The 19,799-nt window shown below is 52.6% G+C and carries 20 protein-coding genes; 3 read left to right on the forward strand and 17 right to left on the reverse strand.

Going from position 1 to position 19,799, the window contains the following annotated elements; translation table 11 throughout:
* Positions 1-141: 141 nt before the first annotated feature.
* The 3 genes from GQY55_RS04795 to GQY55_RS04805 all read right to left on the reverse strand — a co-directional run bounded on the left by GQY55_RS04795 (position 142) and on the right by GQY55_RS04805 (position 4,294).
* Complete coding sequence (locus tag GQY55_RS04795) at positions 142-2,091, reverse strand: ATP-dependent DNA helicase (protein WP_160038758.1); 1,950 nt, start codon at positions 2,089-2,091, stop codon at positions 142-144.
* A gap of 153 nt (positions 2,092-2,244) precedes the next feature.
* Positions 2,245-3,120 carry a YwqG family protein gene (locus GQY55_RS04800; protein WP_160038760.1) on the reverse strand — a complete coding sequence of 292 codons (876 nt, stop codon included), beginning with the start codon at positions 3,118-3,120 and terminating at the stop codon, positions 2,245-2,247.
* A 235-nt stretch (positions 3,121-3,355) separates the two neighbouring features.
* Positions 3,356-4,294, reverse strand: coding sequence for an AraC family transcriptional regulator (locus GQY55_RS04805; RefSeq protein WP_160038762.1), 939 nt, complete (start codon positions 4,292-4,294; stop codon positions 3,356-3,358).
* Between the two features lie 182 nt (positions 4,295-4,476).
* On the opposite strand from GQY55_RS04805, the gene GQY55_RS04810 reads away from it, so the two are divergent.
* The gene (locus tag GQY55_RS04810) at positions 4,477-5,214 is read left to right on the forward strand and encodes an SDR family oxidoreductase (RefSeq protein ID WP_160038764.1); all 738 of its coding nucleotides are present in this window, start codon (positions 4,477-4,479) and stop codon (positions 5,212-5,214) included.
* 189 nt (positions 5,215-5,403) lie between these two features.
* Here GQY55_RS04810 and GQY55_RS04815 read toward each other — a convergent pair whose 3' ends face one another.
* The 7 genes from GQY55_RS04815 to GQY55_RS04840 form a co-directional block, all read right to left on the reverse strand.
* Positions 5,404-5,772: a VOC family protein gene (locus GQY55_RS04815; protein ID WP_160038766.1), complete on the reverse strand. Its 369-nt coding sequence runs from the start codon at positions 5,770-5,772 to the stop codon at positions 5,404-5,406.
* Positions 5,773-5,815: 43 nt separating this feature from the next.
* Positions 5,816-6,208, reverse strand: coding sequence for a VOC family protein (locus GQY55_RS04820; protein ID WP_160038768.1), 393 nt, complete (start codon positions 6,206-6,208; stop codon positions 5,816-5,818).
* Positions 6,209-6,334: 126 nt separating this feature from the next.
* A complete protein-coding gene (locus GQY55_RS04825) occupies positions 6,335-6,868 on the reverse strand; it encodes a GrpB family protein (RefSeq protein ID WP_268894991.1) in 534 nt (177 codons plus the stop codon).
* Positions 6,869-6,910: 42 nt separating this feature from the next.
* A complete protein-coding gene (locus GQY55_RS04830) occupies positions 6,911-7,510 on the reverse strand; it encodes a DJ-1/PfpI family protein (RefSeq protein WP_160038770.1) in 600 nt (199 codons plus the stop codon).
* A gap of 55 nt (positions 7,511-7,565) precedes the next feature.
* A complete protein-coding gene (locus GQY55_RS04835; protein WP_236575424.1) occupies positions 7,566-8,405 on the reverse strand; it encodes a serine hydrolase domain-containing protein in 840 nt (279 codons plus the stop codon).
* Complete coding sequence (locus GQY55_RS31225) at positions 8,368-8,613, reverse strand: hypothetical protein (protein ID WP_236575425.1); 246 nt, start codon at positions 8,611-8,613, stop codon at positions 8,368-8,370. Before GQY55_RS31225 ends, GQY55_RS04835 begins: the two co-directional genes overlap by 38 nt.
* Positions 8,610-9,056 carry a GNAT family N-acetyltransferase gene (locus GQY55_RS04840; protein WP_306434059.1) on the reverse strand — a complete coding sequence of 149 codons (447 nt, stop codon included), beginning with the start codon at positions 9,054-9,056 and terminating at the stop codon, positions 8,610-8,612. The genes GQY55_RS31225 and GQY55_RS04840 overlap by 4 nt, the downstream gene beginning before the upstream one ends.
* 95 nt (positions 9,057-9,151) lie before the next feature.
* Between GQY55_RS04840 and GQY55_RS04845 the strand changes: the two genes are divergently transcribed.
* Entirely contained in the window at positions 9,152-9,565 is a 414-nt protein-coding gene (locus tag GQY55_RS04845; protein WP_160038772.1) for an SRPBCC family protein, read from the forward strand.
* 79 nt (positions 9,566-9,644) lie between these two features.
* Here the strand turns inward: GQY55_RS04845 and GQY55_RS04850 are convergent, their stop codons facing one another.
* Together GQY55_RS04850 and GQY55_RS04855 are read right to left on the reverse strand one after the other, a co-directional pair.
* Positions 9,645-10,793, reverse strand: coding sequence for an AI-2E family transporter (locus tag GQY55_RS04850; RefSeq protein ID WP_160038774.1), 1,149 nt, complete (start codon positions 10,791-10,793; stop codon positions 9,645-9,647).
* A gap of 3 nt (positions 10,794-10,796) precedes the next feature.
* The gene (locus tag GQY55_RS04855) at positions 10,797-12,107 is read right to left on the reverse strand and encodes a hemolysin family protein (RefSeq protein ID WP_160038776.1); all 1,311 of its coding nucleotides are present in this window, start codon (positions 12,105-12,107) and stop codon (positions 10,797-10,799) included.
* A gap of 150 nt (positions 12,108-12,257) precedes the next feature.
* Here GQY55_RS04855 and GQY55_RS31230 point away from each other — a divergent pair, with 150 nt between their 5' ends.
* The gene (locus GQY55_RS31230; protein ID WP_236575426.1) at positions 12,258-12,407 is read left to right on the forward strand and encodes a hypothetical protein; all 150 of its coding nucleotides are present in this window, start codon (positions 12,258-12,260) and stop codon (positions 12,405-12,407) included.
* Between the two features lie 24 nt (positions 12,408-12,431).
* On the opposite strand, the gene GQY55_RS04860 is transcribed toward GQY55_RS31230, so the two are convergent.
* The 5 genes from GQY55_RS04860 to GQY55_RS04880 form a co-directional block, all read right to left on the reverse strand.
* Positions 12,432-13,931: a DHA2 family efflux MFS transporter permease subunit gene (locus GQY55_RS04860; protein ID WP_236575427.1), complete on the reverse strand. Its 1,500-nt coding sequence runs from the start codon at positions 13,929-13,931 to the stop codon at positions 12,432-12,434.
* A 37-nt stretch (positions 13,932-13,968) separates the two neighbouring features.
* Entirely contained in the window at positions 13,969-14,595 is a 627-nt protein-coding gene (locus tag GQY55_RS04865) for a TetR/AcrR family transcriptional regulator (protein ID WP_160038778.1), read from the reverse strand.
* Between the two features lie 163 nt (positions 14,596-14,758).
* The gene (gene metG / locus GQY55_RS04870) at positions 14,759-16,366 is read right to left on the reverse strand and encodes a methionine--tRNA ligase (RefSeq protein WP_160038780.1); all 1,608 of its coding nucleotides are present in this window, start codon (positions 16,364-16,366) and stop codon (positions 14,759-14,761) included.
* 405 nt (positions 16,367-16,771) lie between these two features.
* The gene (locus GQY55_RS04875) at positions 16,772-17,431 is read right to left on the reverse strand and encodes a response regulator (protein WP_160038782.1); all 660 of its coding nucleotides are present in this window, start codon (positions 17,429-17,431) and stop codon (positions 16,772-16,774) included.
* A complete protein-coding gene (locus tag GQY55_RS04880; protein WP_160038784.1) occupies positions 17,409-19,784 on the reverse strand; it encodes a sensor histidine kinase in 2,376 nt (791 codons plus the stop codon). The genes GQY55_RS04875 and GQY55_RS04880 overlap by 23 nt, the downstream gene beginning before the upstream one ends.
* Positions 19,785-19,799: the final 15 nt, after the last annotated feature.

Below are 19,799 nucleotides of genomic sequence, written 5' to 3' on the forward strand. Positions count from 1 at the left end.
GTATAACAAGGAACGCAGTCACGGGTTACGGAATATCTATTGAGATGAAGAGCTCCGCTGGACGCTTTCATAGCAAAGAGCCGCGCAAATGCGCGGCTCTTGCCGTTTCTACGATGTATCTTTTAAGCAGTCTTGAAACCTTTAAACCTGTTCACACAGCTCCACGCCCTCCGGCAGCACGGCCAGCACCTTTTCCTTGACGCCGGGATTCGTCCACAGCTCTTCGCCCAGCAACACGACGATGCCGCGGTCATCCCGGGAACGGATTAGCCGGCCGATGCCTTGGCGCAGACGCAGCAGCATGTACGGCAGGTCCACTTCCGCGAACGGATCGGCGGCCGCCTTCCGTTTGGCGTTAAATACCGGATCATGCGGCGGAAACGGCAGCGACCAGATGATGACGTTCGACAGCGACGGCCCCGGAACGTCAAGGCCTTCCCATAGGCTGAGCGCGCACAGGACGCTTTCCTCTTCGCGCTGGAAGGCCGAAATCAGATGGCTGATTTCCCCGTCGCCTTCAAAATAAAACGGTATCCCGGTCAACAAAGGCTCGTCCTTCGCCATATGTTTGAACCGGCGCAGCTCCTCCCGGGTACGGAACAGAATCAGCGCCCTGCCGCCGGTTTGCTGCAGCAGCCGTACCGCTTCCTTCATTTTGCCTTCAAAGCCGTCTGCGAGATTCCATGCCGGCGCCAGCACTTGCATCTGTTCCGGATACGCATAAGGCGAAGCGACCGAAAAAGACAGAGAGCTTTCAATGCCGAGGCTGTCCGCGAGGTAACGGAACGAACCGTCTACCGACATCGTAGCCGACGAAAACACGATCGGCATGCGCGGGCCGAAAACATGCGTCTTCAGCACATCCTTGACCGTTCCGGGCATAATCGAAAGCGTAAGCCCCTCCGGACTGTCCTCGACCCAGCAGATCAATGCCTCCGAACGCTCGAACAGCATAAGCGCCTGCTGCATCATGTCCAGATGCTCCTCCACGATCCGGAGCTGATATTCGTCCAGCGTGTACAGTTCGCCTTCAAATACCAGCTCTTCTTCAATCGCCGTCAGCAGCCCCCGGAACCGGTGCACTTCGCCGAGAAGTTCCTCCGTCAGCATAATTTCTTTGCGGTCCGAACCCGGAATGAGGCGGCTGTGCCGCCCGAATGCGCCAAACATCGCTTCGGATTGCACGATGGCATCGTCGATCCGAACGGCGAGCGATTCGCGGATTTCGTTTTGCAGCAGGCGCGTAATCAGTTCCTCGAATACCGTATGTTTCATTTTGTAGCCAAGCGCCTTCATGGCCGCCGACTCCAGCAAATGCCCCTCGTCAAACACGACGGAGGAATGCTCCGGAAGCAGCGGCAGCTGCCCCTCGCGTTTGCGGCCGTCGTACGTCCACACATGCTCCAGGTAATAATCATGCGAGCAAATGATCACGTCGGTTGCGCGCCGGTAATGGTCCCGCGACAAGGTCTGTCCGCAGCGGTGGCGGCGGTCGCAGGTAAAGCAGTCCTGGAAGGGATCCCAGCTGATTTTTTTCCACTCTTCGTCGCCAAGCTGCGGATAATCCCGCCGGTCGCCGTACGTATGGAAGGACTGCATCGGCGCAGAGGAATATACAAAGTCCGGCAAACCTGCCGCGATGTCTTCCCATACCATCTCCTCATCGCCTTCCACGCGCGCGTGATCCAGCTTTTTGAGGCATAGGTATTGATCCGGCGATTTGCCGAGCCGCGCGTCGATCACCAGGTCCAAATGCCGGGCCAGCTTGGCGATATCGCCCTCGGGTTTGACCAGCTGCTCGATCAGAGACTCGTCCGCGCAGGCGATGACCGCCGGCTTGCGCGTATAACGCGCATAACACACGGCGTACAAAAGATAGGCCAGCGTTTTGCCCGTGCCCACCCCGGCTTCGGCAAAAATCGTTTTTTTCTCGGCAAACGCCTTTTCCAATTGAAACGCCATATAAATCTGCTCGTCCCGGACTTCAAAGCCCGCTTCCGGCAGCAGCTCGTAAAAAACATCCGCTACCCAGTCCGCCGCTTGCTGAATAAAAGGCTGGGAAGGATCATATGCAAAAGGGTACCGTTCCACGTTCGAATTACCTCAGCTTTCCAGTTCAAAAATCGTTGTTTTTCCGTTGATCTTCTTGAAACGAACACCCCATTATCACATGCTCCTTCCGTAATTACAATGGGTTGGCGGGAAATGCCCTAAAAAGCAAAATCGGCCAATCAAAATCCTGAACTATGTACACTGCATCTCGCAAACCACCTGGTCAAAGCGCAGCGCCGCAAGATCGTCTTCATGGATCCAAAAATATATCCGGCCGACATCCCCCCACATCATTCCCGTCTTGTCCTCCTCGGAATCGATTTGCAGCAGCAAACGCCATTTTACGGCCGCATTCACGATCTGCTTGCGTTTTTCGGAATTCGCCATGTCATCCCAGCCGTACGCGCCGCGGGCCAGCTCGCAGCCGACTTGCATATCCCCTTGAATTTGATCCGGATGTCCCATCAAACGGTTAATATAGTCGTCCTTCCCCCATGCCCGTTCAAACTCCGGCAAAAATACCTCCCAGTATTGATCAAAATGCTCACGGTTGCCGCTCCAGCCCAGGTCCAAGCTTTCCAGGAAGGCGGACTCCGAATCCGGGACGGATAGAGATGATTCAAACGAAATGCGGTTAGGCTTCACCCTCGAAGCCGCATTCAAACGTTCGGGGATATTTCTGCGCGAAATTTGATCAAGCCGTTCAGCGTCGAAATAGAGGACACGGCAAGTATCAGGGTCCCCATAAAAGTCATCATCGTCGAACATCGGCTCTACGGCATAGAAAAAAGATAGAAGGCCGCTCTTTGGAAGGGCCAGGTCCCGGGGACATTCCGCCAGGTTGATCTGGGCGATAAAGGTCATTTCGTAGTCCTTCCACGTCGGCCATTCCGCGTCTTCAGGCAGATCCGGATGACCTCCGACCTTGCTGCTCCCCACAGGGATCGAAGAATCATGCGCAGGCTGCAAATTCAGATATGCCGTCGGATAAATCCATCTGGCGATAGCCTGCTTATAGGCTCCCAGCCCTGCCTGTTCCAACATTTGAATGATCTCATCAATAGCCATATTTTAGACTCCTTTAAAAGCGGTATTTGCCGTATCCCCTTGCCCATTTTAAGGCAAAGGTTCATGTCATATATCGGATGCCGATTTTTCACCACTTAAGGTTTCATCAAGCATAACGAGTTTCACTGGCGTACTGCATGTTTGTTAAGCATGAAAAAGCCCCCTTACGCTAACAGTTTTCTTATTTCGCCTGTCTGCCGTAACGGGAGCATATCACAATCTTTTTATCCGATTTTCAGTGGACAATCCTGTTGCCGCTAGCGACCAAGCCGTGAAGCTCCTGAACATCCCGCGCCGGCGGTTTTCCGTACATGCGGGCGTATTCCCGGCTGAATTGGGACGCACTCTCGTAGCCGACGCGAAAAGCCGCATCGGAGGCTTGCAGCGATTCCGTCAACATTAACCGCCGGGCTTCTTGCAAACGCACCGTTTTCTGGTATTGCAACGGGCTCATCGCCGTGACGCGCTTGAAATGCTTATGAAAAGCCGACACGCTCATGTTCACGGTCTTTGCAAGCTGCTCAACCGCCAGCGGGTGGTCGTATTGCCGATTGATCAAACGGATGGCTTGGGCGATGTTGTAGCCATGGCTGCCGCTGATCGCGAATTGGCATAGAAGCGCGGCCTGCTCGCCCTGAAGCATGCGATACAGAACTTCGCGGATGGCAAGCGGCGCAAGAACCGGAATGTCCTCAGGCGCGTCGAGCAGCTGCACAAGCCGCACAAGGGCTTCGAGCAGCGCGGGAGACGTCTGGTTCACGGCGATCCCGCGGGCGGCTTCCGCGGGCGCGGGAGCGGGGCGGTTCGCCTTTTCCATGATCTCCAGGATGACGTCGATATCGAAGCCGAGTTTCAAACTTAAATAGGGAATCTCGGGGGAAGCCTCGACAATTCGGCCCATCATCGGCAATTCGACGGAAGTGACCAGGTAAGTCGAAGGATCGTACCGGTAGGATTCATCTGCCAGCGCGGCTACTTTAGCCCCCTGCGCCACAACGCAAATGGATGGCTTGTAGATGGATTCCAGCGGTTCCGACAAGCGCGTCGCATGCATCAGCGTCAACGAAGGGATCGCCGTCCGATGAATCCCGCCCTCCGGAGCATGGCGGCGTATTAAAAACGCCAGTTGCTTCAAAGCATGTTCCAGGCGTTGCGGTTCATCCGTTTTGTCCATGTAGGCCGGCCCCCTTTCCAGGTAGGATGTTACGTCTATTATATGGAGACGGAAGAGAATTAGGCAAGATTCGGACAGAAATGATCTAACGGCAAGGTAGCGATCCTTCCTATAATGAATTTGCAAGGTCGAATTCGGCGAACGACCGATCGGCCCATATCGGATGAAGGAGTGGAGAAGAAATGAGTTTGAATGGAAAAGTTGCAATCGTCACCGGGGCGTCGCGGGGGATCGGACGGCAAGTAGCCATCCAATTGGCGAAAGCCGGAGCAAAAGTGGTTGTCAATTATTCTTCGAGTCGGGAAAAAGCGGATGAGGTTGTCAAGACAATTGAGCAATTTGGCGGCCAAGCGGCGGCCATCCGGGCCGACGTGAGCAAAGTGGCCGAAGTCGAAGCCTTGTTCTCGGAAACGTTGGAGCGGTTCGGACGCGTGGACATTTTGATCAACAATGCAGGGGTTATGGCAAACGTTACGATCTCGGACGTGACGGAAGAGATATTCGATCGGCATTTCGCGCTCAACGTCAAAGGTACTTATTTCGCTTGCCAACAAGCGATGAAACATATGGCGCCAGGCGGAACAATCATTAACTTCTCGACGTCCATCTCGGGTGCAATGCTCCCGACCTACAGTCTATATGCCGCAACAAAGGGCGCGGTTGAGCAGCTGACACGGCAATTGGCCAAGGAATTCGGTCCCAAAGACATCACCATCAACTGCATCGCCCCCGGGCAAGTAGCGACGGAATTGTTCCTGAACGGCAAATCGCCGGAGCTGGTCGATTCGTACCGCCGAATGAATGCGTTCGGACGGCTTGGCGAACCGGAGGACATTGCGAATGCCGTCGAGCTGTTCGTCAGCGATCAAGCCCGTTGGATCACGGGGCAGACGATTCGCGTCAACGGCGGGTTCAACTGATTTTGCAGATAGACGGAGGATGCTAGGTGAACAAACGGTTCACCGGCGCCGGCTATCGCCTTGTCAGATGACCCGTCGATTTCCCGCCGATCACAAGCGCGGCAGCTTGATACGCCCCGCAAAAAGAGGCCGTCCAAAAGATCTTGAGGGCGGCCCCATTTTGCTCTGGAGAGACGCTGCGGATACGAATCATTCCCCTACCTGTATAATCGTTAAAATATTGCCGTCCGGGTCGAAAAAATCAAATCTCCTAGGCTCGCCGTCCCGGTACCCCGACATGACGACCCCGCGCTCTTCCAGCTTGGCCCGTACCGAATCCAGGTCATGCGCGGCGAAGTTAGAAGGGCAATAATTTTGATTCGCCGCGTAATCCTTTACCTCCACGAGATGAAAACCGACGTTGCTGCCTACGTCCAAGCCTGCAAATCTCTGATTCCGCCAGCGAACCTCCAGGCCGAAAATATCCGTATACCAATCGACCGCTTTGCCCAAGCCTTTTACCGGCAAAAATACGGCATCGATTCTTTCAACCAACTTCACTTTCCGCTGCTCTGTCACAGGCTTCACCTCGTCGATATTTTTGAATTAGGGCATATCCTCCTTATCCGTTGGTGGCACCGAGCGAATTTCCGTCAGGGTCAAAGAACCCGAATCCGCTAATCTCACCGGGCTTTAACTCGATCGTTTCGCGGTTGGTTGAAACCCCGAGCATTTTCAAGTGGTTGTGGAACCCAACCAGGTCATCCGTATAAAAATCGATAACGCTTTGCGTATAGCCATGATTCGTGTTCTGAAATTTCAGCCTGTCTTTCGAGTCGGTCTGAACAAGATATATTCCCGCCGGGTGATTCGGGAAATCAAGCATGGCCTCCGTGGAGGATTCATCGAACCCGCCCACAACCTTTACGCCAATGACCCGCTCGTACCAATCAACGGCTGTCCTTAGGTTGGAAACGGGAATTTCAACGCCGGCGATTCTTGAAATAAAGCTCATGTTCTCACTCCTATCGTTTCGTTTCATACGAAATTAACGATGGAAAGGAACAAAACCAAACACATTTTCAAAAAAAGTACTTGATCATCGATCAAACACTTTTCGGGACGGGATGGAAAACATGCATCATGTCCATCCGGCGAGTTTCAGTATCCCATTCACGAAATCGCTTTTGGCACGAGTATAAGACTTGCGGTCATCGCGAAACCTCTCTGCAAGTTCTAACTTCAAATCACCGTATGCTTTTGCGTCCTCGGGATGGCTCCTCAAATAATCACGAAACAAAATATGACGCTTATATTCCTCGTTTTCTGCCGTACAGACGTATAAGTGATGCCAAGGTACGTGATCCGGAGGAATAAACGCTTCCCGCCCGGCGATGCCCAAATTGCCCTCATGAAGATATCCAAGGGAAGTCAGCCTTTGAACGGCTGTTTGAACCTCGGCTTCCGTAGGCACGACTACATCCATATCCACGATAGGTTTGGCTGCCAACCCTGGAACCGATGTGCTCCCAACATGCTCGACGGCAACGATCATGTCGCTCAACGCCGGCAGCACGAAATTACGCAAGTCTTCAAACAACCTGACCCAATCCGGAGCATATTCCCTTATTTCCCCAACTTCATTTACAAGAAATCGATCCTTTCTTACAGGCAATGGGTTAACCGACCTGAAACATCCATTGCATGCTAAGTAACATTACTTGATTCTCATGTAAACATCGCTCAAATTGCCTGCCTGATAATACGGATATTCCAGGTTTTTCTGCACCTTAAGCGCTGTCTCGGTATTCGTCAGCCATTCGACCGTGTACAAACCCAGATCCACGGATGCCGTCACGCCGCCGCCGGTGATGGTTTGACCGTCACGAACGACCCGAGCCTGGATGACTTCGGAACAATAAGGAGCCAGCAAATCGTAAGCCGACGAGTTGGTCGTCGCTTTTTTCCTCTCAAGGAATCCGGCTGCTCCCAGAAGCAATGCCCCCGTACAAACGGATACTTTATACGGAACGGCCTCTGCTGTCCGAATCCAATTCATAAAAGCCTCATTGAATCGAAGCGTTCTTGTTGGCAGACCGCCCGGGACAAAGATAAGATCGAATTCTCCCAAATTCGGCAGCACCCTGTCCGCCTTCATTTTCAGCCCCCGGTCATCCGTCACTTCGGCCTTATCGGCACAAAAGGCCCAAGTTACGTTTTCCTTAGCCTTCAGGATGGCCAACCAGGTTATGGCTTCATAAAAACCGGCAAAGTCCATGCTTGTCATTCCATCGAATAATACAAATGCCATTTTCATTGCGCACCTGTCCCTTCTGTATTTGAAAGTAAACTTTCCGTTACCAATTCAATAATCAGTGCTTGGCAAACCCGAAAAACGTCATCTCTCCATTTTCGTTGGGAGTGATCCTGTAGGGATGGATCTGATCGGAATATCTGCGAACGAATTTCCCCTCGTCTACGGGATAAATCTCGATATGTAGATTGCCGGAGAATCTCGTAAAATATAACTTGCCGCGAATGAACTCCACCTGGGTCTTATCTTTCAAGTATGTTCCACAGTACTCCTTGAACTTGGTTTCGCTCATGGGGAATTCTTGATGTTTCCCGGGAACATCGACGTCGACGCCATGCAAAATATCCGAGATGGCATTCCCCAACCTGTACTGATTTACAGCCTCATTATTGGAGAGAATGATAATGCAAATATCTTCTTCAAAATAACTTTGCATATAAGCGCTGACTCCAAGGTGGTCTCCCCCGTGGGAATAGCGGTCCGTTCCGTAAACATGATGGTGTTCCAGCCCGTAGCAGTAGTTGTTTTTGTTCACATTAAAAAACCGGGCATACGTCTTCCGCGACAGCATTTTCCGGTCCCGCAAACAGGCATGCCAAAGGTATAAATCTTCCCCGTTCGAAACGACGGCACCTGCACCGATGCTGAATTTCTCGTTATGGTATGGACTTTTGACGTATGCGTCAAAATCTTTTAAGTAATTGGAGGAACTGTTGATAAGAGGCTTAGCGCCGTCATCAACGTCGCTGTTCATCATCTTCAAGGGCAGGAAGATATGGTTTCGCATAAAATCCGCGTACTTCTCCCCGGAAACATGCTCGATGATCCATGCAAGCAAATTATAGTTTGAGTTGTTGTAATCAAACACTGCGCCTGGCGCCGCCGTAGGCTTTTTCAAAAAGCACTTTGCCTTTTTGGATGACCTGAATAACGCCGTAAAAGTCCCATAATTCCAAATACTTGTTTATGTATGCTTCCAGTTTCATCTGCATGGATTGCACGGATCCCTCTCCTCGTATTTTTTTGTATAAAAATCGGCGGCTTCGTTCATTTCCGACACAATCCACTTGTCCACGACTACGGATGCCGGTTTTTGTGCGGTTCATTCCCCTATTCTTTTCTTCAATAAAAGTTCATCGTCTATAACATAACGGTTATGTTCGTACGTTCTAATTGCGGCGTCGTTCTCTTTTCCTGTAAGTACTTTTATATCTTTTACGCCACGCTCCCTAAGATTGTCTTCCAGACAAGAAAGTATGGCGGCTGCAGCCCCTTTTCTTCGGGCGTTTTCTTCTACATACAGTTCGGTTATTTCCCCCTGCGGCTCTTCATAGCAAAATGAATCAAAACTTTGGGCACAGCCAAAACCGACGATTCTGCCATTAACCTCCGCCACGGCAACCAATTCGTTGTTGGTGTTCAGGCTTTTCATGATTTGGGCCGGAGGTCTTCTGTCGCCTCCGTTAAACTCTTGATTTAGCCTCGACAGTTCCTCCGCATCAGTTAAGGTTGCCAGTCTTGCCCTTATATCCGCATTCATTCTATTCATCTCGTCCTCTCACGTATAATTACAGATTCTACCACAATTACTGATTGACCATGAATTCACCCTAAAATAAAATAACCTCAAGGAGCGTGATCTTTTTGCCAACGATTCGTAAGGAGATTTTGATTGAGGCCACACCTGAACATGTTTGGGATGCAGTAAGCGATGCCGGAGCAGTTCATCATCGTTTGGTTCCCGGCTATACCGAAGATACGATCATGAACGGCTACGAAAGGACTCTGGTTCTGCCGAATGGCGGGATCACCCGCGAATTCATCGTCTCTATTGATGACAAGGAACGGCGGATGGCTTATGCGGTAAAAGAAACGCGTTTGCCCCTGTTGCATCATCATGCGTCCTTTCAGGTTTTCCCTCATGGCGAGAACGCTTCTAAGCTCGTGTGGATCACCGATTTTCTGCCGGAGCACCTTGCCCCCGAGATTCAAGCACGCATACATCGCGGAGCGGAAGTGATGAAAGAAACCATCGAGGCGGGGGTCAAAGGAGACTGACACTGAGATTTCCCTTCATTGCTGCTCATACGAAGATCTATGAAAAAAGCCGCAGGACTCGCCTGCGGCCTTCTCTTGCTTATTGCTCCGGATTCACCGGTTCATACAAACGGGAGCGGACTTTAAACCATTGATAAATGTGGGAAACGATGACCTTCAGCACCGCGTATCCCGGAACGGCCAGCAATACGCCGACGATGCCGAACAGATTGCCGCTCGTTAAAATGACGAAAATGATCGTGATCGGGTGAATCTTCAGCGTTTTGCCCATGACCTGCGGCGAAATGAACTTGCCCTCGATCAGCTGCACGACCGTCCAGACGATGATCATTTTCAGCAGCATGATCGGAGAGGTGACCGCAGCCACGATCAGGGCCGGGGTAATCGCGATGGCTGGCCCCAAATACGGCACGACGCTGGTAAATGCCGCAATCACCGCCAAAATGAGCGAATACTTCAGGCCGATAATAATATAGCCGATAAACAACAGCGCCCCGATGCAAAAGCTGACGATGATTTGCCCGCGGATGTAAGAGCTGATCTGATGGTTCATCTCTTTCATGACGCGGTTCGTTTCGCCGCGCAGCTTCGTGGGCACGAAACCGAGAATGAAGCCGGGAAGCTTTTTGCCGTCCTTCAGCAAATAAAACAGAATGAACGGCACCGTGACGATGGCCAGCACCACTTCAATGACGTTGCCGACGAATCCGCCGATCCCGGTCCATGTTTTATTCAGGAAAGTAGAAGCCTTCTCCGAAACCGTCCGGATCATTTCCTGCGGATCGAAGTTGATGGACTCCTGAATCTGGTTGATCAATTTGCTGCCCATCAAATGCTCGAACTGCACCCGGATCATTTCGCTGTACGCGGGAAAATTCGTTACCAGATCCATGATTTGTTCCCGGATGACCGGAATGACAAGCGTCAGCAGCACCGCAACGATGCCGATGATCAGCACGTACAGCAGCAAAATGGACTGAAGCCGCCCCACCTTGTGCCGCTCAAGAAAATCGACGATCGGATTCAGCAGATAGTACACAATCCCCGTGAGAATAATCGGCAAAATGACGGTTTTCAGCAGCACGATCACCGGGTGGAAAATAAACGATATTTTACTGAGCACCATAATATTCAGGCCAATCAAGAGCAGAACCAGCAAAAACAATACGAAACGGTTGTTCAGAAAAAATTTTTTGAAGCGGCTCGCCCAATTCACGGAGTTGTCCATCTTTTATTCCTCTCTTTGCGTTTCCTTGATAATTTCCAGCTTGCAGAAACGGTTGTTCTCCCTCTCCAGCAGCGTAAACGTTACGCCTTCATGCATGTAGGATTCTTTCTCTTCCATCTCGTTGTTTTGGCTGTAAAGCCAGCCGCCGATCGTATCCCATTCTTTCGTGTCCAGATCGAGATTGAAGTAGTCGTTGATTTCCGAAACGGAGACCATCCCGTCTACGATCAGATGGTTTTTCTCCACTTCCTGGATCTCCTCTTCTTCGTCCGCATCAAATTCGTCGCGGATCTCGCCGACGATTTCCTCGATGATGTCCTCGATCGTAACGATGCCCGACGTACCGCCGTATTCGTCGATCAATACCGCCATATGCGTGCCTTCGCTTTGCATCCGCTGCAGAAGCACGCTCACCGGCGTCACTTCCGACACGGCCATGACCGGGTGGATCAGCGTGGATACGTCAACGTCCGGGTTGTCCTCATATGCGAGGAAAAACTGCTTCGTGTTGATGATGCCGATCACGTTGTCCTTGCTGCCGTCGATCAGCGGAAACCGGGTATACTGCTGCTCCTTGATGATTTCCACGTTTTCGCTGCGCGGCTTGTTTTTGTCGAGACAGATCATGTCGGTGCGCGGCACCATAATCTCTTTTGCCAGCATATTGTCAAACGCAAAGATCCGGCTTACGTATCCGAATTCGTTGTCGTTGATTTTTCCGCTTTCGTAACTTTCGTTCAAAATGATTTGCAGCTCTTCTTCGGTATGGGCTTCTTCATGCTCCGAGGCCGGCTTGACGCCGAACAAACGAACGAGCTGGTTGGCCGAACTGTTAAGCAGCCAGATGAACGGGTACATGATTCTTTTAAACCAGATAATGGGGGCCGAGAACCAGAGGGCAATGGTTTCCGCTTTGCGGATCGCCACCGTTTTCGGCGCGAGTTCGCCGATGACCACATGCAGGTACGTAATGACGACAAATGCGATCAGGAGGGATAAAAAAGAACTTAACCCTTCGGAAAAATGCCATTTTTCAAACAGCGGATGCAAAATTTTCTCCACCGTCGGCTCTCCGAGAAAGCCCAGCACAAGCGACGTAATCGTAATTCCGAGCTGGCAGGCCGACAAATAGCCGTCCAGGTCTCCGAGCACCTTTTTCGCGGCGTGCGCGCCTTTGCGCCCTTCGGCGATCAGCTGGTCCACGCGGCTGGCGCGGACGCGGATCACCGCAAATTCCACCGCTACGAAAAAGGCCGACAATCCAATCATGAGTGCAACCAAAACCAAATTTAAAACATACCTGTCACTGTCCATTAAAGCTCATCTTCTCCTTTGAAAAAAATATGATCATGACTATTTAAGATGCTTATACGATAATTCAGCTGCTTAGGTTTCAACCGGAGCCTAAAAAAATTTTTCCTGTTTTCGAAAAAATGGGGCTCCCTATCCTACATCTTTTCCGGAATGAACGCAGACATTCCCTTCGATCCGCGCATTCTGCGCCTTGATTACCGGATGGGCTTACCGTCAGCCGGAAAGCACCGGCGAATGCCCATGGAGGAAAAAAGCCCGAAGCCAAGTTCCGGCAAGAACGGGCTTCAGGCTCTTTTTTGAAGGTGGTACAGGGGCCTAGCGGGATCAGTGGCCGATCATAAGCGACGGATCCGGCTTGGTTTCGCCTTCCGGCTCCGATCCCACGGCCATTTCCTTCGGCTTCCGCAAAATGAGGCAGACCGCGACGCCGACAACGGCCATCCAGGCCGACAGCAAAAAGACGTCGCCGAACCCGAGGACCGAGGCTTCGAGCGGGTTGCCGCCTTTGCCGGCCGCTGCGACATGATGGTTGATGCGGCTCGTCAAATAGCCGGTCATGCCGGCCACGGCAAAGGACACGACCACCTGCTGCAATGCCGACGTAAGCGGCGTGACGCGGTTGACCCACTGGCGGGGCGCCGCATTCAGCACATGCGTATTCAGCGGCATCATCGACAAGCCCATGCCGAAGCCCATCGCGCCCAGCAGCGGCATAATGACGTACAGCGACGTATCCGCATGGATTCCGCTGAGGAAAAACAGCGATGCGGCAATGATCAGAAGTCCGACAAAGGACACCGGGCGGGCGCCGTACTTGTCAAAAAACCGGCCGCCGATCGGCATGGCCAGAGCCGAGCAAAGCGCCTGCGGCAGCAGGATCAGGCCGGTCTCAAGCGGCGTGAACTGCCGGATATTTTGCAGGTACAACGGCACGAACAGCATACAGCCGAACAGCGATGCCTGCATGATCCACGTCAAAATAATGCCGCGCGTAAAATCCGAGGAACGGAAAACCCGCAGCTCGAGCAGCGGATTTTTATGCATCAGCTCCACGATGATAAACAACACGAGCGCAACTCCGCCAATCGCGAGGCCGAGCTCGGCTCCGCGGGAGGTCCAGGACACGCTGCCGCCCTCATTGACGCCGTATGCCAGCATGGCAAACGCGATCGGGGCGAGAATAATGCCGAGCAGATCCAGCTGTTTCGCCGCATTGCGGTCTGCCTTCGGCAAATAGGCGATGCCGAGGATGACGGCGACGATGCCGATCGGCACGTTAATGAGGAAAATCCAGCGCCAGTTGGCGTATTCCACGAGCCATCCGGACAATACCGGACCCAGCGCAGGCGCCAGCAGCATCGGCACGCCGAGCATCCCCATGATCGCGCCCCGTCGTTCCGGCGGCGCCAGCTTGAACACCATCGCCATCCCGATCGGTGCGACCATGCCGCCTCCGAGTCCCTGAATGACGCGGTAGATGACCAACTGCGTTGCATCTTGCGCGATCGAGCACAACGCAGATCCCAAGACGAACAGGACGACCGTCGTCACGAAAACCTGCTTCGCTCCAAACCGGTCGGTCATCCAGCCGGCAAGCGGAATGACGGCCGACAGCGCCAGCGTGTAGCCGGTGATCGCCCACTGGATCGTTTTTAGATCCGTATGAAAGAAGTCAACGAGCTTGGGGACGGCGACATTGACGACCGTGCCGTCCAAAATAACCATAATCATGCCGACGATGATCGCCAGAAGGGGCGGAAGGATCGCTTTCAGCGAAAAAGGGGCCTCTCCTGCGGCGGGATGTCCCGCCATTGGTTTAGACATAGGTTTCTCCACTCATTTCTGTAGTTAGTTTGTTTCTCTATCTCTCGTATTTGTGAAAATAGTGACTGAACAACATGTCGACCTGGGCTTCCAGATCCGGCAGGTGAATCTCCGGCGCGGGCTCTTCCCCGTTGATCCCGAGGTAAGAGTTCATAATGACGGGGTAAAACAACGCTCCGTAGAGCTGAGCCATCATGCAGCGTATTACCGTTTCATCCGTTTCGCCCGTGATTTCCACCAGCGTATCCATCAGCTTTTCCGTCTTCATGACTTTGCTGTAGCGGACATATTCGTTTTGGGAGCAGAGAATCAGCCGGCTCTGGTCGAGCAGCTCCTTGGCGAGGCCCGGGTACTCCTGAAGACGCTTGATATACCGGCAAAAAAACTGCTTCAGCCGCTCAATCGGCCCCATGGTACGATCGTCAAGCAATGCGAAGGCGTCCTCGAAAGTGCCCACGATGCTTCCGATGGCCTGGGCGATCAGTTTTTCCTTCGAGCCGAAATGGTAGTTGACCAGCGCCAAATTCGCTGCCGCCTTGTCCGCGATTCTGCGCAGCGTGACGCATGCGATTCCTTCCTCCCGGATCAGCTCGACGGTGGCTTTTAACAAGTCTAGTTTTGTATCGGTTCCTGGTGTGTTTACCGAGCTGTCTTCCTTCGTCAATGCGGGTTCCTTCCCCCTTTCCGCATGAAATTAAACAATGTTTAATACATCGTTTAATTTAACCGCCCATGCTTTGATTGTCAATCATTTTTCCTGAGAAAACTTGTTGTTATTCGAAGCCGTTTCCGCCCGATGTCGGTTTTGCCGATAGACGCTCCATCTCCTACTCGATCCGGGATGCGTCGATTCGTTCGAACAGCAGCTCCGGCGGATTCAGCTTACGTCCGGCCGGCACGAAATCCACCTGCCATGACGGTTCGGGCAGAGACAGAAAATCCCGGATTTTTTGGCAGGAAAAAGGGATAAACGGCGTAAGCAGACAGCTCAAGTTGGCTATGATCTGGATGCAGCTGTGCAGGGTGGCGCCGCAGGTTTCCCGGTTGTCCTTGATCTGCAGCCACGGCTTTTCTTCGTCGAAATATTTGTTGGCCTTGCGAACGGCGGAAAAAATGTCTTCCAACGCTTCCTTCAGCCGGCCGGCTTCGATGTTGTCACCGGCGCTTTGGTATAACGCCGACAGCGATTTTCCCCATGGATCCGGAAGCTCTCCTTCCGGCACGATCCCGTCAAACGATTTATGGACGAAAGCAAGCGTCCGCTGCACGAAATTGCCGAATGCGCCAAGCAGTTCCCCGTTATGGCTATGGATGAATTCCCGCCACGAAAAATCCGCGTCCCGGCGCTCCGGCCCGTTGGCGATCAGGAAATACCGGATGGAATCCGGATGGTATCTCGCCAGCAGATCCGGAACCCATACGGCCCAGTTGCGGCTGGTCGAAAACTTCTTGCCTTCAAGAGTCAAATGCTCGCAGGATAGGATCCGGTCCGGCAGATGCAGCCCGCCTGCGCCAAGCAAAATAGCCGGCCAAATGAGCGTATGGAACGGGATGTTGTCTTTCCCGTGCACGTAATAGGACGTAATCTTCCCCTCCTCCTCCAGCCAAAACGGCTCCCATCTTTCCCCCGTTTGCGCAGCCCACTGCTTGCTGGCGGACAGATAACCGCTAACGGCCTCGATCCACACGTAAATTTTTTTATCCCCGAACCCCGGCAGCGGCACATCCACGCCCCATGTCAAATCCCGGGTGGCCGCCCGGTCCTGCAGCCCTTCCTTCAAATACCTTTCCGTCGTCTGCACGGCGTTGTCCCTCCAGCCCTCCGCCTGACCGGCATAACGTGACAAAACCTCCTGGAACCGCGACAAGGCCAAATAATAATGCTCCGTCGGCCGCTCCACCGGCGCATGGCCGCACAGCTTGCAGGCCCGCTCCTTAAGGTCCGAGGGCTCCAGCAGCGTGGAGCAATGGTCGCATTGGTCTCCCCGCGCCTGCTTGCCGCAAACCGGGCAAATGCCCTCGACGTACCGGTCCGGCAAAAAGCGGCCGTCCGTCTCGCAATAGGTTTGCATGACCGTTTTCCGGTATAAATACCCTTGCTCCAACAGCTTCAAAAACAAAGCCTGCACCGTCTCATGATGGGCCTGCCGATCCGTGCGCGTGTACAGGTCATAGCTGAACCCCAGCTTTTCGAAGCATGCCTTGAATTCCTCATGATACCGTCCGGCAAAATCTCCCGGCTCCATGCCTTCCTGCGCGGCTTGAACGGCCACCGGCGTTCCATGGCAGTCGCTGCCCGAAACGTACAGCACCTTCTCCCCCTTGGACCGAAAATAACGCGCCAACACGTCCCCGGGCAGCAGGCTGGCCAGCCTCCCCAAATGAAGCGAGCCGTTGGCATAAGGCCAAGCTCCCCCGATAAAAATATGCGCCATCTTTTACTCCTCCTTTTTTTGGCATCACAAATATAAAAAAGCCCTCATCCCTTAAGGGACGAGAGCTCGCTAGCCCACGTGTTACCACCCAAATTCATCCATGCCTCGCGGCACTCACCTCGTCAGGTACGCCGCAGCCCATCCGCGGTTATACCTTAGCACGTTAACGGGTGCGGGCTTCCGGCGCAGTCTACATCCCTGAGGCGGGATTCGGTGCGCAGCTCCAAGACCATGTTCCCGCGGGTATTCCCTGCTCCTTTTCAGCTCCCGGAGCTCTCTGCAGAAGGCGTCGCCGCGGTACTCTTCTTTTCATCGCTTTTAGTTGTCGTTTGAAGTTATTGGAAAAATTATAACAGAGGGTGAGGAGTAGTCAACAACAAAAAGCCCATTCCACAAAGCCAGGGATTACACAAATTCCCCATTATGGATCAGACCGAGCCTTTTAGCCTCTACAATCGCCTCGGAGCGCGAACGCACGCCCAGTTTTTCGAAGATCCGGGTCAAATTGTACTCGACTGTGCGTTGGCTCATGAGCAGCTTCGCGGCGATATCCTTGTTGCTGCTGCCCCCCGCAACCTCCTGTAATATTTCCTGCTCCCGTTCATTAATGGACACGTCTTCCATCGTTTTATCGTTGCGTACAGAGGACAGCCTCACCTCGCTTCGCCGCAGCTGCCTCAAAAGCGAAACAGGTATTACCGCTTCCCCGCGGAGTGCGCAGCGAATCGCATTCAACAGCTGCTCCCGGCTGGCCGTTTTGCTTATGATGCCCGAAACACCGGCTTCCACCAGCAAATTGAAATTCGAGCTGATCTCGTAGCCCGTATAGATCAGAATCCGAAAATCCGGATTGATGCCCATCAATCGTTTGGTAAGCTCCAAACCGCTGATCACCGGAATGTTGAGGTCAAACAGCATGACGTCAAATTCCTGACTTTTGGCTATTTCGAGGGCCTCCGGCGAATGATAGGAAACCGTTACTTCCATATCGGGGTCCTGTTCGATCATCGTTTTCGTACCCTCACATACCGAAGGATGGTCGTCAACTAGCAAAATACGAATCATCGTTCTCTCCTCCTTCTTCACTGTGGGGATTCATCGGCAGCGTCAACTGGACTTCAAAGCCTTTGCCCGGTTCCGAATGAAACGCAATATCCCCGTCAAGGCTGCGGACGCGTTCCTTGATACCCGAAATCCCCATATGTTTGAACGAATCGGTAAGTTCCGTCAACTGAAGCCCGCGGCCGTCATCTTTATAGTAGAAATACAATTCGCTGTCGCGCTGCTCCAGCTCGATCAGGATTTGGGACGCCCTCGCATGCTTGTCGGCGTTTCGCAGCAATTCCTGCACGATGCGGTAAACCGCCAAAATTTGCACGTCATTAAGCTCGATGACGGACGGTTCCGCCCGAAGCGTCACGGAATAATTGGAGCGGATCTGCTCCTGCTGAATCAACTGTTCCAGCGCCTCCACGATCCCCATCTCCTTCAAGAGGGGCGGGCGCAGCTCGTTGCAGGTCTGCCTGATCTGATGAATAACGTCGAGAAGTCCTTCTTTGATCTGGTCCAGTTGTTCCAGCAAGCCGTCTTCCATCGGGTAATCCAGCATCAACGACTCCAGCTTCCGGTACCAGATGAGCTGATCCTGCAAAGCCGCGTCATGCAGATCCGAAGCAAGCCGTCTACGCTCGTTTTCGGAAAGGGTAAAAATCAGGCGGAGCACCCAGGAAGGCGCCTCCTTCTGGCTTTTCATTTCCGTTTCCAGGTTCTCGATCAACCCTTCGATCAAGTACAGGTTTTCGTATACGATCCCGCTGTAATGGGCAATCGTTTTGAGCCAGTTCTTCTCGTCCATGTTGAGGCTCGTATGGTTAACCTTTTCGTCGATCCACAATACGTGCTGCGTCGTTCCGTAATTGCCCGTCACCAGCCCGGTGCCGGCCGGCAGGCGAATCATATCTCCTACCGCCGGCTTATAGCCCAGTTTTTGCAGCGCGGCTTCGATCTCCGGATCAGCGTTCCCGTCCCCCGAAACCGTAGGACGGTCCATGCTTTTATCCTGAACGATTTTAAGGAAAGACACATTCCGAACGGGCAAAATCATGCAGACCTCCCGCTCCAGCAGCTTCTCCAGATCGGAACGTTTCATCACCTTCGAAATCCTCTTGGAAAAGCGGTCGATGCTTCCTTGAAAATCATGGGTTTCCTTAAGAAAATGAGGCCTCAGCCTATAGTCCATAAACTCCTTGGCGAACAAAAACAGCGTAATCATGAAATAGACCAATAGAAAAGACTGAATCCACTTGACCCAGGTATATTGATTCTGATGCATAATGACGGCCATCAGGCCGATGATGACCAAAGCCGGAATAAAAGAAATCGTCGTATAATAAAAGAAGCGATTCAGCACAAAGTCGATATCGAACAGCCTTTTTGTAATAAAGAGATAAAAATACACGACCGGAATGGCCACCAGAAAAATCGCCGTCAGCTTTGCCGGGGCAAAGGACAGGCCGAAAAAACCGGGAATCGCGTCAAACAGCAAAAACGGCAGAAAAGCAACCGTATGTCCGGTTAACGTAAATTTGAAAAGCGATCGGAGCTCCCCGGAACGGTGCTTTATGAATTTGCTAATCAATTTGTAAACGATGACCACATTGGCGTACACGAAAAATGCCAACAGCGCCGTCGTCTCATACGGATGGATCGGGATTCCGGGAATGACGCTCAGCACCATCATCATACCGACCAACGAGGCGAACAGGTAAAAAGCTCTAAGCCCCGTCCTGGTAATAAATCGTTCTTGATAGTTCCGAAGATAGGCTTCCATGAAGTGGATGAAGAAGACCGGTATGCTGGCGAAGCTGATCCCGAGCGTGATTCTTCCGACGGGGTTCAGCAGCCCCGAAGCTGCCGAGCTGAAATAACTTAAACCAATGCTCAGAAAAAACAGGATCAGGAGCTTAGCAGCCCGGTCTTCTTTTTCCTTCTTATATACATACACCGAGAAAATCAGCAGCAGCACCAGAGATAAGCCGGGGATGACCAGATAAAATAACGTGCCGTACGCCGAAACGCCATGATCAACGGGAAACGTAATCGTATACGAAGAACCGTCAGGCGCTTGGCGTTCGATCTCGATATGGTCTGCGCCTACAATGACTCCATACGTCCGGATCGCTTCCGATTGGAGGGGATCGGCTCCGTCCACATTGACCACGATGTCGCCGGGCTTAATGATGCCTTTGCCCCAGCTGTCCGGCTCGATGGCCGTCACGGCCATCCGGCCGTCCGCATTCGGTGCGACGTCGATCCCCATGTCCCGTTGGCTTATGATAACGCCTGCCAAATATGCGACCAATACGATAAGTGCAATCCATCCTGCTGCAAGTTTGATGTTATTCGTCCATTTCGACAATGAAGTAGGCCTCCA

Source organism: Paenibacillus sp. USDA918EY, from assembly GCF_009870825.1.
GTDB lineage: Bacteria > Bacillota > Bacilli > Paenibacillales > Paenibacillaceae > Paenibacillus_AQ > Paenibacillus_AQ albilobatus.

Bases quoted from the DNA above. Each gene is read 5' to 3' on its own strand.
- GQY55_RS04800 (WP_160038760.1), bottom strand. From the start codon at position 3,120: ATGGCTATTGATGAGATCATTCAAATGTTGGAACAGGCAGGGCTGGGA.
- GQY55_RS04805 (WP_160038762.1), bottom strand. From the start codon at position 4,294: ATGGACAAAACGGATGAACCGCAACGCCTGGAACATGCTTTGAAGCAA.
- GQY55_RS04810 (WP_160038764.1), top strand. From the start codon at position 4,477: ATGAGTTTGAATGGAAAAGTTGCAATCGTCACCGGGGCGTCGCGGGGG.
- GQY55_RS04820 (WP_160038768.1), bottom strand. From the start codon at position 6,208: ATGAGCTTTATTTCAAGAATCGCCGGCGTTGAAATTCCCGTTTCCAAC.
- GQY55_RS04830 (WP_160038770.1), bottom strand. From the start codon at position 7,510: ATGAAAATGGCATTTGTATTATTCGATGGAATGACAAGCATGGACTTT.
- GQY55_RS31225 (WP_236575425.1), bottom strand. From the start codon at position 8,613: ATGAACCGCACAAAAACCGGCATCCGTAGTCGTGGACAAGTGGATTGT.
- GQY55_RS04840 (WP_306434059.1), bottom strand. From the start codon at position 9,056: ATGAATAGAATGAATGCGGATATAAGGGCAAGACTGGCAACCTTAACT.
- GQY55_RS04850 (WP_160038774.1), bottom strand. From the start codon at position 10,793: ATGGACAACTCCGTGAATTGGGCGAGCCGCTTCAAAAAATTTTTTCTG.
- GQY55_RS04855 (WP_160038776.1), bottom strand. From the start codon at position 12,107: ATGGACAGTGACAGGTATGTTTTAAATTTGGTTTTGGTTGCACTCATG.
- GQY55_RS31230 (WP_236575426.1), top strand. From the start codon at position 12,258: ATGAACGCAGACATTCCCTTCGATCCGCGCATTCTGCGCCTTGATTAC.
- GQY55_RS04860 (WP_236575427.1), bottom strand. From the start codon at position 13,931: ATGTCTAAACCAATGGCGGGACATCCCGCCGCAGGAGAGGCCCCTTTT.
- metG (WP_160038780.1), bottom strand. From the start codon at position 16,366: ATGGCGCATATTTTTATCGGGGGAGCTTGGCCTTATGCCAACGGCTCG.
- GQY55_RS04875 (WP_160038782.1), bottom strand. From the start codon at position 17,431: ATGATTCGTATTTTGCTAGTTGACGACCATCCTTCGGTATGTGAGGGT.